The organism is Escherichia sp. MOD1-EC5433 (assembly GCF_002966005.1).
Lineage (GTDB): Bacteria > Pseudomonadota > Gammaproteobacteria > Enterobacterales > Enterobacteriaceae > Escherichia > Escherichia ruysiae.
In genome coordinates, this window is sequence record NZ_PTRL01000002.1 from 445641 (window position 1) to 459289 (window position 13649).

Genomic DNA, 13649 nt, shown 5'->3' on the forward strand with positions numbered 1-13649 from the left:
TAGATAAAAAAAGACGGACAACTTAGTGGGTTGTCCGTCTTCATTATAAGGATTTATGCACTATGTACGCTGCATCCGGCACAGGCACCGTGCAGGTGTCTGATGCGACGCTGGCGCGTCTTCTCAGACCTACAAAACCCCCCGGCGAATGTGTACGCAGTCACATTAATTCCGACGTTCAAATGCCAGTGCTTTACGCTCAATCAGACGCATCATCAGCGTCAGCAGGCCGTTGACGACGAGGTAAATAATCCCCGCCGCGCCAAACACCATTACGTCGTAGGTACGTCCGTACAGTAACTGGCTGTAGCCCATCACTTCCATTAGCGTAATGGTGTATGCCAGAGAGGTACTTTTGAACACCAGCACCACTTCGTTGGAATAAGAAGAGAGCGAGCGTTTAAAGGCATACGGCAGCAGGATCGCCAGCGTATCTTTTTTGCTCATTCCCAGGGCGCTACAGGACTGCCACTGACCTTCCGGGATCGCACGAATTGCACCGTAAAACAGCTGCGTGGTATACGCCGCACTGTTCAGCGATAACGCAATCAGCGCACATAACCACGGTTCTGACAACAAATGCCACAGTGCCGGATACTCCTGCAACGTCGGGAACTGGCCCGGCCCGTAATAAATCAGGAAGATCTGCACCAGCAGCGGCGTACCGGTAAACAGCGTGATATAGCCACGCACCAGCCACACCAGCACCGGTGTTTTCAGCGTCAGGATGATGGTAAAAATCAACGCCAGAATGAGCGCCACAATCAGCGAGGCAACCGTCAGCGTCAGGCTGGTATGCAGCCCTTTCATCAGTTCGGGTAAATACTCAAGCATCAGCCAGGTCTCCGCTCAAAACGTGTCGCGCGCAGGTCAATGCGTTTGAGTATGTACTGGCTCAACAGGGTAATCACCAGGTAAATCGCCGCCGCCACAATGTACCAGGTAAACGGTTCCTGGGTACGGGTGGCGATGCTTTTGGTTTGCAGCATTAAATCATTCACACTAATCAAACTGACCAGCGCGGTATCTTTCAGCAGTACCAGCCACTGGTTGCCGAGACCAGGCAGCGCATGACGCCACATCTGCGGCATCACCAGACGGAAAAAGATAGCCGATTTCGACAGCCCCAGCGCCTGACCCGATTCCCACTGACCCATCGGCACCGCTTTCAGTGCGCCACGCAGAGTTTGCGAAGCATAAGCGGCATACAGCAGTGACAGAGCGATAACACCGCAAAGGAACGGGCTAACGTCGAAGTTCTCAATGTCCATCTGCACCGGGATCTGCACGAATCCAAGATTGATGGTGAAGCCATCCGCAAGCGTCAGCAGTAACTGCGAGGAGCCAAAGTAGATAAACAGCACCACCAGAATTTCTGGCAGGCCGCGCAGAATCGTCACCAGCGCCGAACCTGCCCACGCAACAGGGCGCCATTTTGCTGACTCCCATACTGCAAAGAACATCGCCAGCGCCAGTCCGACAATCAATGCACAAACGGCAAGGCCGACGGTCATCCCGGCGGCGCTTGCTAAAGGAAAAAATTCATTCATCAGGAATTACTTCTGGAACCATTTGTTGTAGATGGTTTCGTAAGTGCCATCTTTCTTCACTTTTTCCAGCGCAGTATTAAATTTCTGCTGCAGTTCAGCGTTGCCCTGACGTACTGCGATGCCGAGGCCAGTACCGAAGTAATCTTTATCGGTCACTTTGTCGCCCACAGCCGCCAGTTTTGGATTATCTTTCAGCCATTCGGTTACCACGGCGGTGTCACCGAATACACCGTCGATACGCCCGTTTTGCAGATCCAGTTTTGCGTTCTGGTAGCTGTCATACGGGACAGTGGTGATTTCCGGATGTTTATCCATAATGAATTTCTGGTGTGTCGTCCCGTTCTGCACACCGACTTTTTTACCTTTCAGCTGATCAACGCTGGTGTATTTACCTTGCTGACCCACAAACAGGGCGGAGTTGTCATAGTACGGAGTGGTGAACAGCACCTGTTTTTCACGCTCTGGAGTGATATCCATACCTGCCATAACGGCGTCCACACGGCGGAATTTCAGACTCGGGATCAGGCTGTCAAATGCCTGGTTGGAGAAAGTACAGGTTGCATCAATCTCTTTACACAGTGCCTGTGCGAGGTCGACGTCAAAACCGACGATCTGGTTATTTGCGTCTATAGATTCAAACGGAGGATAGGATGCTTCGGTAGCAAAACGAATGGTTTCGGCAGCTGTGGCGGAAAGACTAAAACCTGCAATTAACGCGGCAATCAGAACTTTTTTCATTGTCGTTATCCCGAATCTTTAGTGAGAGAGATAGTTTTTAAATGCTTCGGTTTGCGGCTCGGTAAAGCAGCGCGCGTCGCCTTGTTCAACGATGTGACCGTTTTCCATATACACCACACGGCTGGCGGTTTTACGCGCCACTTCAACTTCGTGGGTGACGATCACCTGGGTAATATTGGTCTCCGCCAGCTCACGAATGATGCTGACGATCTGTGCCGTAATTTCCGGGTCCAGCGCGGCGGTCGGTTCATCAAACAGCAGTACCTGCGGCTCCATCATCAGCGCACGGGCAATAGCAACACGTTGTTGCTGACCACCAGAAAGGTGCAGCGGGTAACGATCGCTATAAGGTTTGAGACGCAGACGCTCAAGCAGTTTTTCTGCGCGAGCCAGCGCCTGATCTTTACTCAAGCCAAGTACGCGGCATGGCGCTTCGATCAGGTTTTGCTGCACGGTGAGATGCGGCCACAGATTGTATTGCTGAAACACCATGCCGACGTTGCGACGCAGGTCGCGAATCGCTTTGTCAGACGGTGTTTTGGTGAAATCGAAATGGTTGCCTGCAATGTTGAGCGTACCGGAGCGCGGCATCTCAAGCAGATTGAGTACACGCAGCAGCGAGCTTTTCCCCGCGCCGCTGGGGCCAAGTAACACCAGCGTTTCGCCCTGCGGGCAATCCAGCGTGATATCGAACAGCGCCTGGTGTGCGCCGTAGAAGCAATTAATGCCGTTTAATTGAATACTCATTGACACTCGTATACTGGCAGTCTGATAGCTATTGAGGTCGAAGATAGTACCTTTGACAGAATAATTATGCAATATTTCTGCTTTAAAAGTTAAAAGCAAAGCGCATTATTCAATAAACATAGCACAAAATAACGAGGGCGTTGTTCGGCGAGCATAAATGTCGGCATTCCTCACAGAATGCCGGACAATTTATGGGGGTTATAATCTAATCAAGGAATTAACGGTTCTCAATGGACTGGCGTAATGTCCCCGCTTTGGCGTGAACGCTGCCACCTAAATAGCGCACATCGTCGATGACCCAACACTGGCCTTCCTGAATCATCAGCACCTCATCCTGCCAGCTCTGGTCGCCTTGTTTCAGATCCACGCGCAACGGAATATTACGTGCATCGCGATTCGGGATGGTAGAAGCACTGGCGACGCGGGCGCTGTCTGGCAAGGTGGTACGACTGGAGAAGGGATCGCTGCTTAACAATTCACGTTGGTTGTTATTGCGGTTGGCATCGCTGAGCAGTGCCGCCAGTTTGTCACTCAAATACGGGCGCAGAGCGGTAATGTCGTTACTGCGATGCTGAATACGGTAGTCATAGAATTGCTGAGCCACGCTGTCAGGGCCGCCCTGGACGCAAGAACCTGTGCGGGAGCCGTTGTCTTTATAGGCTGGCGTGACGGTGGTGCAAGCACTGAGTAACAGTGCGCAAGGGATAAGCATGGTCAATTTGCTGTAGCGCATAATGATTTCCTTATAAGCGAACACCTTGAAAGCGTTCTACGATAATAATGATATCCTTTCAATAATAGCGTATCAGTCCGATAATGCTTTTGAGATCGAAGGCTTAGCATACAAGGAGATCGATCATGCAATTTTCCACAACCCCAACACTTGAAGGTCAGACCATCGTTGAATATTGCGGTGTGGTGACGGGCGAAGCGATTTTAGGCGCCAATATTTTCCGTGATTTCTTTGCCGGTATCCGCGATATCGTCGGCGGTCGTTCAGGGGCTTACGAAAAGGAACTGCGCAAGGCACGAGAAATTGCGTTTGAAGAATTAGGTTCCCAGGCACGGGCGCTGGGAGCGGATGCAGTGGTCGGCATTGATATCGACTACGAAACGGTCGGGCAAAACGGCAGTATGCTGATGGTCAGCGTCAGCGGAACGGCGGTGAAAACGCGTCGATGAGAAGAGTTTTCTGGCTGGTTGCGGCGATCCTGTTACTGGCAGGGTGCGCAGGGGAAAAAGGCATTGTCGAGAAAGAGGGATACCAACTCGACACCCGACGCCAGGCGCAGGCGGCATATCCCCGTATTAAAGTGCTGGTGATCCACTACACGGCGGATGATTTCGACACGTCGCTGGCGACGCTGACCGATAAAAAAGTCAGCTCGCACTACCTTGTGCCAGCCGTGCCGCCGCGTTACAACGGCAAACCGCGTATCTGGCAACTGGTGCCGGAGCAAGAACTGGCCTGGCACGCGGGGATTAGCGACTGGCGCGGGGCGACGCGGATTAACGATACCTCTATTGGCATTGAGCTGGAAAATCGCGGCTGGCAGAAATCAGCGGGGGTGAAATATTTTACGCCGTTTGAACCAGCGCAAATTCAGGCGCTCATTCCTCTGGCGAAAGATATTATCGCCCGCTATCACATCAAACCAGAAAACGTGGTGGCACATGCGGATATTGCCCCACAGCGCAAAGACGATCCGGGTCCACTGTTCCCGTGGCAGCAACTGGCGCAGCAGGGGATTGGTGCCTGGCCCGATGCATCGCGCGTTAGCTTTTATCTGGCCGGGCGCGCGCCGCACACGCCGGTAGAAACCGCATCGTTGCTGGAACTTTTGGCACGCTACGGTTATGACGTAAAACCTGAAATGACGCCGCACGAACAGCAGCGAGTGATTATGGCGTTTCAGATGCACTTCCGCCCGACGTTATATAACGGCGAAGCGGATGCAGAAACTCAGGCGATTGCCGAAGCGTTGCTGGAGAAATACGGCCAGGATTAGCGCGGCAGTTTTCCGTGGTCGCGCAGCCAGGCGGCAGTTTGCTCAATACCTTCATTTAGCGTGATGATCGGCTGATAACCTAACTCTTCCTGCGCACGCGTAATATCCAGTGTAAAGTCAAAATTCAACTTGGAGACGCCGTAATGGGTCAGCGGCGGCTCTTTTGCTGACTTGCGTCCTAAACGCTCCATACTGCGGGCAATCATATCCAGCATCGGGTAAGGCACCGACCGGATACGGCAATCAATGTTCAGTTCGTCGATCAGTTTCTGCACGATGCTGCGCAGAGTGCGATGTTCGCCGTTGGTAATGTTGTACGTACGACCAGAAGGCAACTTATCGCACACTTCCTGACTCGCCAGCCACATAGCGTGCACGGCATTTTCATAGTAGGTCATATCGACCAGTGCGCTGCCGCCGTGGGGTAACAGAATGCTGCCGTAGTGGTGCATCATATGTGCCAGACGGGGAATAAAAACTTTATCGTGCGGGCCGAACAGACTTTGTGGGCGCAGAATAGTAAAGCGCGTTTGTGGGTTGGTCTGCGAAAGCATATTGATCACCTCTTCGCTGGCGGCTTTGCTGCGGGCAAATTCGTTGGCGAAGCGGTGAGGGCGAAAATCTTCTTTGATATCGCGATGGTGGTGATAGTCGAAGTACAGGGAGGGGGAAGAGATATGAATAAAATTACGCACGCCCCAGGCGACAGCCCATTCGCCCAGGCGGCGAGTGGCGCGAACGTTTGCCAGATCGAAAGCCTGCTGCGTTCCCCACGGCGAGGTAAAGCTGGAACAGTGCCACAGTGTATCAATGCCTGCGAGCATCACCTTCGCCTGCGATGAGACCAGCTCGGTCAGATCCGCATGGACAAACTCTGCACCTATTTTTTCCAGCAATTTGCCCATCGCTTCGTTGCGACCGGTTGCTCTCACACTGATGCCTTTCCGGCATAAAAACTCAACCGCGTTTCGACCTAAACCGCTGGTGGCGCCGGTAACCAGTACCTTCATATCATTCCACTGTTGTTGATAAAACGACGAGCGCATTCTTCCGTGATTTCCTCCTTGATGCAATGGGAAACGTGAAAGAATAACGCAGGTTTTTTTCGATTAATCTGTGCTTTGTTCTGCCAGTCTGGCGATTCGTTTTGCCATGCCGCGAAAAATAAACAGATGCGCGGGGATCATCAGTAGCCAGTAAAACAACCCTGGCATACCGTGAGGATGCCAGAAGGCGCGTACATCAATAGTGCGATAGTCGCCTTTATCTTCCAGCGTAAAACACAGTCGCCCAAGTCCTGGCGCTTTCATGCCAAATAACAGGGTAAGTTGTTTTTCCGGCTCGACGACAATCACTTTCCAGCTATCCACCGCATCGCCCGTTTGCAGATATTCCCGTGCGGGGCGGCCTTTCGCCAGTTTGTGACCTATCGCGCGATCCATTAGCGCCCGGGTCTGCCACAAAATATTGCCAAAGAAATAACGTTCTTTACCGCCGATTTGATTCACCACCTGCCATAAAGCCTGAAGGCTGGCGGAAGTTTTAACGGTAAACCCCGCCTGTTTGGCGAAATAACCGTATTCTGGTCGCCAGCGGGCAAAAGCCTGAGCGTCGTATCCCCAGTCGCTGGAGTTAACCAGTTTTTCTTCTTCTTTCAGGGTGCGACGTACCGCGTCATCGAAGGCGATCAGCGGTTGTGGGATGAGCGCGCGTAACGCGGTGTCATCCGCCAGCAGATCGTGTTTCAGCCCCTGAATCAACGCTTTGGCAGTAGTAGAGGGAACGGAGGTAATCACATTGAGAAACCACACCGAAATCCAGCGGGTGGGGAAGGGGACTGGAATCAACCAGCGATGTTTACCGCTCACCGCCATAAAATGTTCAAACTGCTGCTGATAGCTGAGCACCTCTGGTCCGGCGGCTTCGAATACCCGATGTTCGCTGGCCGGATGCTCCAACAGCGCCACCAGATAGTGCAGCAGGTTTTCCAGCGCGATGGGCGTGGTGCGTGAACGTACCCAGCGTGGCGGCGTTAACACTGGCAGGTTGTAAACCATATCACGCATCACTTCGAACGCTGCTGACCCGGCACCGACGATAATTCCGGCACGTAATTCGGTAACCGGTACATTCGCTTCACGCAGTATGTCCGCCGTAGCCTGACGAGCGCGCAGATGATCCGATTGCTCATGGGGCGGGGCTTGCAGTGAACTGAGAAAAATTAATTGCTTAACCGGCACTTCGCGCAGCGCATCGCGGACGTTGAGAGCCACCTGGCGCTCCTGCGCGATAAAATCGCCGCCTTCGCCCATGCTGTGCACCAGAAAATAGACGGTATCGATATCCTGCAACAGGGCCGGAAGATTATCCGGCCAGCTAAGATCGACTTTATGGCAACTGACATTAGCCAGTTGCAGCTTCGAAAGTCTGTCGACGTGACGTGCCGCCGCCAGAACCTGATGCCCCTGCTGGCTGAGTGTGCGCACCAGATGCTGACCAATGTAGCCACTGGCACCGAGAACTAAAATGCGTTGCGGCACGTCTCTCTCCTTAACGCGTCAGGAAAGCGCGCCAGTGGGCGGCAACTTCAGCCAGTTGTTCACGCGAGACGTCAAGATGCGTCACCAGGCGGACAATCGGCGAGGCGTTGATCAGTACGTTTCGCGCTTTCATGTATTCGCCTAACGCGGCAGCATTTTCTTCCCCGACGCGGACAAACAGCATATTGGTGTCCTGACGCATCACATCCGCGCCTGCCTCACGCAACTGCTCCGCCATCCAGGCGGCGTTGTCGTGGTCTTCCTGCAACCGTGCGACGTTATTTTTCAGCGCATACATCCCGGCGGCAGCCAGAATGCCGGACTGGCGCATCCCGCCGCCGGTCATTTTCCGCCAGCGGATGGCGCGTTTAATGTAATCACGATTGCCGACCAGTAACGAACCGACTGGCGTACCAAGACCCTTCGACAGACAAATGGTGAACGAGTCACAATATTGCGTGATCTCTTTCAGTTCGCAGCCGTAAGCCACTACGGCGTTAAAGATGCGCGCACCGTCAACGTGTAATGCCAGATTACGCTCGCGGCTAAATTCCCATGCTTCTTTCAGATATTCACGCGGCAGCACTTTGCCGTTGTGGGTATTTTCCAGACTGAGTAATTTGGTGCGGGCGAAGTGAATATCGTCGGGTTTGATTTTCATCGCCACTTTATCCAGCGGCAGCGTGCCGTCAGCAGCAGCGTCGATGGGTTGCGGCTGAATACTGCCCAGCACCGCTGCGCCACCAGCTTCAAACAGATAGTTATGCGCGGCCTGACCGACAATATACTCTTCGCCGCGTTCGCAGTGACTGAGCAGAGCGACCAGGTTAGCCTGGGTGCCGGTCGGCAGAAAGATGGCGGCTTCTTTACCGGAAAGCTCTGCGGCGTAGTCCTGCAAAGCATTAACGGTAGGGTCGTCTCCGTAAACGTCGTCCCCAACCGGGGCGGCCATCATCGTTTCGAGCATGGCGCGGCTCGGTTGGGTTACGGTATCACTGCGTAAATCAATCATGGCATGTCCTTATTTATGACGGGAAATGCCACCCTTTTTACCTTAGCCAGTTTGTTTTCGCCAGTTCGATCACTTCATCACCGCGTCCGCTGATGATTGCCCGCAGCATATACAGGCTAAATCCTTTGGCCTGTTCAAGTTTGATTTGCGGCGGAATGGCTAACTCTTCTTTGGCAACCGCCACATCCACCAGCACCGGGCCATTGATGGAGAAGGCGCGTTGCAGGGCTTCATCGACTTCAGATGCTTTTTCCACGCGAATACCCGTAATGCCGCACGCTTCGGCAATGCGGGCAAAGTTGGTGTCGTGCAGTTCGGTGCCGTCTGTCAGGTAGCCTCCGGCTTTCATCTCCATCGCCACAAAGCCCAGCACGCTGTTGTTAAAGACGATAATTTTCACCGGCAGTTTCATCTGCACTACTGAGAGGAAATCGCCCATTAACATGCTAAAACCGCCATCGCCGCACATGGCGACCACCTGACGTTCCGGCTCCGTCGCCTGAGCACCCAGCGCCTGTGGCATAGCATTAGCCATCGAACCGTGGTTAAACGAACCTAACAGGCGACGCTTGCCGTTCATTTTCAGATAACGCGCTGCCCATACTGTTGGCGTGCCGACGTCACAGGTAAAGATGGCGTCATCGGCAGCAAAATGGCTAATTTGCTGCGCCAGATATTGCGGATGAATTGCTTTCTCGCTCGGTTTAGCTAAATCGTCCAGCCCTTTGCGGGCATCGCGGTAATTTTCCAGCGCCTTATCGAGGAACTTGCGATCGGTTTTTTCTTCCACCAGCGGCAGCAATGCACGCAGAGTCGATTTGATATCGCCGACCAGTGCCATATCCACCTTGCTGTGCGCACCAATGCTCGCTGGGTTGATATCAATCTGAATAATTTTGGCATCGGTTGGGTAGAACGCGCGGTAGGGAAACTGCGTGCCGAGCAGAACTAACGTGTCGGCGTTCATCATGGTATGAAAACCCGATGAGAAGCCGATTAATCCCGTCATTCCAACATCATACGGGTTATCGTATTCGACATGTTCTTTACCGCGCAGGGCATGAATAATAGGCGCTTTAATTTTCCCGGCAAACTCGACTAACTCTTTATGCGCCCCCGCACAGCCGCTGCCACACATCAGGGCGATATTGCTGGAGTAACGCAGCAGTTGCGCCAGTTTGCGTAACTCTTCTTCTTCCGGTGTGACTACCGGCTGTGGCGCATGATACCAGTGCGTGGTTGCCCCTTCTGGCGCAGGTTTTAACGCCACGTCGCCCGGTAAAACGACAACGGAAACGCCACGGTTAAGCACCGCTTTGCGCATGGCAATCGCCAGCACTTGTGGGATCTGCTCCGGGCTGGAAACCAGCTCGCAATAGTGACTACATTCGCGGAATAACTCTTGCGGGTGGGTCTCCTGAAAATAACCGCTGCCGATTTCGCTGGAAGGGATGTGAGCGGCAATCGCCAGTACCGGAACGTGATTGCGATGACAATCGAACAGGCCGTTGATTAAGTGAAGATTGCCAGGGCCGCACGATCCGGCACAGACCGCCAGTTCTCCCGAAAGCTGGGCTTCAGCGCCAGCGGCAAAGGCCGCGACTTCTTCATGGCGGGTAGGCATCCACTCGATAGTGCCCATGCGATTCAGGCTGTCGCTAAGGCCGTTAAGTGAGTCGCCCGTGACTCCCCAGATGCGTTTCACGCCTGCCGATTCGAGCGTTTTGGCGATATAAGCTGCAACCGTTTGTTTCATGGTTCTCCGTCTCCTGAATGTGATAACGGTAACAAGTTTAGTAGATGCTGCCTGTTGCGCTGGCTGAATACTGATATTTCTGTTGCTTTTAATCCGGGAATCGCCAAGGCTGATGCGAATGACATTTTTACGATAAAAGGACTTAATTCAGATGGTTACACCAATGTTAAATGCAGTGAACCGGATGCTGACGCATGAGGATTTTGGCAAATTATTGTTACGCCTGGCGGTGGGAGGATTGATGCTTTTCCACGGGATACATAAGTTATTTGCCGGAATTGACGGTATTAGTGGAATGCTGGTTGCAAAAGGTTTTCCTGGATTTATTGCCTACGGCGTACTGATTGGGGAAGTGGTTGCGCCGATATTGATTATATTAGGTATTTTGACGCGACCTGCCGCATTGGTTATCGCCCTGACAATGGTCGTGGCGTGGTTGATGGTGGGAATGGGAAAAACAGGGATGCTGGATAAAACCGGAGCCTGGGCGATTGAAAGCCTGGTATATTTTTTTATTGCAGCTCTGGCAGTCGCTTTTCTTGGTGCCGGGCGTTATGCCGTGGCGGGTAATTCTGCCTGGCGATAATTCCTTAAAAAATGCCCGGCTAAGTTTGCCGGGCATTAAACTTTAGGCGAGCACCATATCCCCCTGCGGATGACATGAACACGCCAGTACGTAACCCTCGGCGATTTCGGCGTCGGTCAGCGTCATTGTGCTGCTCACCGTATATTCACCGGAAACCACTTTCGTCTTACAGCAGCCGCAAACACCCGCACGGCAGGCGGCGACAACCGGAACTTTGTTGCTTTCCAGCGCCTCCAGCAGCGTGGTGCCAACCGGTGCGTAAAATTCTTGCGCCGGTTGCAGTTTGGTGAATTTCAGACCGCTGGTCGCCGCTTCCGCCACTGGCGTAAAGAATTTCTCTTTAAAGAAGCGTGTCACGCCAAGCGCCTTCACTTCCTGTTCTACCCAATCCATATACGGAGCCGGGCCACAGGTCATCACGGTACGTGAAGCCAGTTCAGGAACGCTTGCCAGCAATTCGCGAGTGAGACGACCCGCGATAAAGCCTTCGGTAACGTTATTTTCCGCCACCAGCGTCACCGGATAGTTGCGCCATTCGTCGGCAAAAATAACGTCCTGCGGCGTACGCACGTTGTAGATCACCTGCACATCTGCCTGCGGACGATTTTTCGCCAGCCAGCGACGCATCGACATAATCGGCGTGATGCCGCAGCCTGCCGCCAGTAACAGGAATTTATCTTCAGATTTATCGTCGCAGGTAAATTCCCCCATTGCGTCCGAAAGCCAGATATAGTCACCGCGTTTCACGTCGCGGGTCAGCCACTGGGAACCGACACCGTCATCAATCCGCCGCACTGTCAGGGTGATGTATTCACTCACGCCTGGCGTGGAGGAAATGGTGTATGCACGCAGCGTTTCCGCTGAGTTACGCACGCTGACCAGTGCATATTGCCCGGCGCGATATGGGTAGTAATCGTGGCAAATCAGGGAAATCGTCCACACATCCGGCGTTTCTTGCTTAATGTGATGAACCTGCATCCGCCACGGGCATTGATTCGTTGGCATCGTCATCGACAAACTCCTTACGCGCTCAACAGTTGCTTCATGTCTTCTTCAACAGTGGTGATAGAACGCAGGCCGAATTTCTCGTTCAGCACCGCCAGCAGATCTGGGGTCAGGAAGCCGGGTGCAGTCGGGCCGGTGACGATATTTTTCACGCCCAGAGAAAGCAGCGTCAGCAGAATGACAATCGCTTTCTGTTCAAACCAGGAGAGCACCAGCGACAACGGCAGATCGTTGACACCGCAGCCCAGTTTTTCTGCCAGCGTTACCGCCAGAATAATCGCTGAATAAGCATCGTTACACTGACCGGCATCCACCAGACGCGGCAGGCCTTCGATATCGCCAAACTCCAGTTTGTTAAAGCGATATTTACCACAGGCGAGAGTCAGGATCAGGCAGTCATCCGGCACGCTAGTGGCGAAATCAGTGAAGTAGTGACGTTCGCCGCGCGCGCCGTCACAGCCGCCAAGCAGGAAGATATGACGCAGTTTTTCGCGGCTCACCAGATCAATCAGCGTATCCGCCGCGCCAAGCAGCGTCTGGCGACCAAAACCAACGGTGATCAGGTGCGGAATTTCGCTGTACGGGAAGCCCGCCATTTGTTGCGCCTGGGCGATAACCGCAGAGAAATCTTCGCCATCCAGATGACGCACGCCCGGCCAGCCAACAATGCTGCGGGTCCAGATACGATCGTCATAAGCGCCGACGGTTGGGTCGATGATACAGTTAGAGGTCATCACGATGGGGCCAGGGAAGCGAGCGAACTCAACTTGTTGATTTTGCCAGCCGCTGCCGTAGTTACCGACCAGATGTTTGAATTTACGCAGTTCCGGATAGCCATGCGCTGGCAGCATTTCGCCGTGGGTGTAGACGTTAACGCCCGTGCCTTCGGTCTGTTCCAGCAGGTTGTAGAGATCTTTGAGATCGTGACCGGAAATCAGGATGCATTTACCCGCCGTCGCTTTCACGTTGACCTGAGTTGGCGTCGGGTGACCGTATTTACCGGTTTCGCCTGCATCCAGAATGCTCATCACTTTGAAGTTCATCTGGCCGATTTCCATTGAACATTCGAGAAGTGCGTTCATATCGGAAGGCCAGGTTCCCAGCCATGCCATGATTTTATGGTACTGGGCGTAAATATCGTTGTCATATTGACCGAGAACGTGTGCGTGTTCCATATAGGCCGCCGCACCTTTCAGGCCATACAGGCAAAGCAGACGCAGGCCGAGAATGTTTTCGCCAATCGCCGCTTTATCTTTGTTCGGGGTAAATTCTGCCGCCTGACGTTGCAGTTCGCCGAGATCGTCGCTCACCAGTTGTAAGTCCGCCATCGGGTTATCGACGTGGGCGTTGGCATCTACAGCCAGGCATTGTGCTTTCAGCGCCTCGCGCAGGGCAATCGCTTCACGGGCGTAGCCGACAATACGCGGAGAATCGAAGTTAACGTTGGTCAGGGTTGAGAAAAATGCGCGTGGCGCGAAGCTGTCAACGTCGTGGTTGATGATGCCGTATTCACGCGCTTTTACTGCCCAGGCAGAAAGCCCTTGCAGCGCCGCGATGAGTAAATCCTGAAGGTCAGAGGTTTCCGCCGTTTTACCACACATCCCCTGCGCGTATGAGCAGCCGTTTCCTGCCGGAGTACGGATAGTTTGTTCACATTGCACACAAAACATGATCACACCTTTTAAAGTTATATTTAATATACATGT

Annotated in this window: 14 protein-coding genes; 3 read left to right on the forward strand and 11 right to left on the reverse strand. The window is 53.3% G+C overall.

The genetic code is table 11. The annotated features are described in order from the left end of the window. Positions 1 to 165 precede the first annotated feature (165 nt). The 5 genes from artM to C3D30_RS06685 form a co-directional block, all read right to left on the reverse strand. A complete protein-coding gene (gene artM, locus C3D30_RS06665; RefSeq protein WP_000895401.1) occupies positions 166 to 834 on the reverse strand; it encodes an arginine ABC transporter permease ArtM in 669 nt (222 codons plus the stop codon). Beyond that, positions 834 to 1550, reverse strand: coding sequence for an arginine ABC transporter permease ArtQ (gene artQ, locus C3D30_RS06670; RefSeq protein ID WP_105285211.1), 717 nt, complete (start codon positions 1548 to 1550; stop codon positions 834 to 836). The genes artM and artQ overlap by 1 nt, the downstream gene beginning before the upstream one ends. Before the next feature lie 6 nt (positions 1551 to 1556). Next, positions 1557 to 2288 carry an arginine ABC transporter substrate-binding protein ArtI gene (gene artI, locus C3D30_RS06675; protein ID WP_105286635.1) on the reverse strand — a complete coding sequence of 244 codons (732 nt, stop codon included), beginning with the start codon at positions 2286 to 2288 and terminating at the stop codon, positions 1557 to 1559. Positions 2289 to 2306: 18 nt separating this feature from the next. Further along, the gene (artP, locus tag C3D30_RS06680; protein ID WP_000027204.1) at positions 2307 to 3035 is read right to left on the reverse strand and encodes an arginine ABC transporter ATP-binding protein ArtP; all 729 of its coding nucleotides are present in this window, start codon (positions 3033 to 3035) and stop codon (positions 2307 to 2309) included. A gap of 217 nt (positions 3036 to 3252) precedes the next feature. After that, entirely contained in the window at positions 3253 to 3768 is a 516-nt protein-coding gene (locus C3D30_RS06685) for a lipoprotein (protein WP_010349649.1), read from the reverse strand. A gap of 125 nt (positions 3769 to 3893) precedes the next feature. Between C3D30_RS06685 and C3D30_RS06690 the strand changes: the two genes are divergently transcribed. Together C3D30_RS06690 and amiD are read left to right on the forward strand one after the other, a co-directional pair. Next, positions 3894 to 4217, forward strand: coding sequence for a heavy metal-binding domain-containing protein (locus C3D30_RS06690; protein WP_001160737.1), 324 nt, complete (start codon positions 3894 to 3896; stop codon positions 4215 to 4217). Continuing rightward, positions 4214 to 5044, forward strand: coding sequence for an N-acetylmuramoyl-L-alanine amidase AmiD (gene amiD, locus C3D30_RS06695; RefSeq protein WP_105286636.1), 831 nt, complete (start codon positions 4214 to 4216; stop codon positions 5042 to 5044). Before C3D30_RS06690 ends, amiD begins: the two co-directional genes overlap by 4 nt. Here the strand turns inward: amiD and C3D30_RS06700 are convergent. The 4 genes from C3D30_RS06700 to poxB form a co-directional block, all read right to left on the reverse strand. Next, positions 5041 to 6054: a 3-beta-hydroxysteroid dehydrogenase gene (locus C3D30_RS06700; RefSeq protein WP_105286653.1), complete on the reverse strand. Its 1014-nt coding sequence runs from the start codon at positions 6052 to 6054 to the stop codon at positions 5041 to 5043. The two genes, amiD and C3D30_RS06700, sit on opposite strands and share 4 nt — an antisense overlap. A 99-nt stretch (positions 6055 to 6153) precedes the next feature. Further along, the gene (locus C3D30_RS06705; RefSeq protein ID WP_105286637.1) at positions 6154 to 7584 is read right to left on the reverse strand and encodes an SDR family oxidoreductase; all 1431 of its coding nucleotides are present in this window, start codon (positions 7582 to 7584) and stop codon (positions 6154 to 6156) included. Positions 7585 to 7594: 10 nt separating this feature from the next. Beyond that, positions 7595 to 8596 (reverse strand): low-specificity L-threonine aldolase, encoded by a 1002-nt coding sequence (gene ltaE / locus C3D30_RS06710; RefSeq protein WP_105286638.1) that lies wholly within the window; start codon positions 8594 to 8596, stop codon positions 7595 to 7597. A gap of 37 nt (positions 8597 to 8633) precedes the next feature. Next, positions 8634 to 10352 carry a ubiquinone-dependent pyruvate dehydrogenase gene (poxB, locus tag C3D30_RS06715; protein WP_105286639.1) on the reverse strand — a complete coding sequence of 573 codons (1719 nt, stop codon included), beginning with the start codon at positions 10350 to 10352 and terminating at the stop codon, positions 8634 to 8636. A gap of 151 nt (positions 10353 to 10503) precedes the next feature. Between poxB and C3D30_RS06720 the strand changes: the two genes are divergently transcribed. Continuing rightward, on the forward strand, positions 10504 to 10938 hold the full coding sequence (locus tag C3D30_RS06720; RefSeq protein WP_000258530.1) for a DoxX family protein: 435 nt from the start codon (positions 10504 to 10506) through the stop codon (positions 10936 to 10938). Between the two features lie 42 nt (positions 10939 to 10980). On the opposite strand, the gene hcr is transcribed toward C3D30_RS06720, so the two are convergent. Both hcr and hcp read right to left on the reverse strand, forming a co-directional pair. Then, on the reverse strand, positions 10981 to 11949 hold the full coding sequence (gene hcr, locus C3D30_RS06725) for an NADH oxidoreductase (RefSeq protein ID WP_000178638.1): 969 nt from the start codon (positions 11947 to 11949) through the stop codon (positions 10981 to 10983). Between the two features lie 11 nt (positions 11950 to 11960). Beyond that, positions 11961 to 13613 carry a hydroxylamine reductase gene (hcp, locus tag C3D30_RS06730; protein WP_000458802.1) on the reverse strand — a complete coding sequence of 551 codons (1653 nt, stop codon included), beginning with the start codon at positions 13611 to 13613 and terminating at the stop codon, positions 11961 to 11963. Positions 13614 to 13649: the final 36 nt, after the last annotated feature.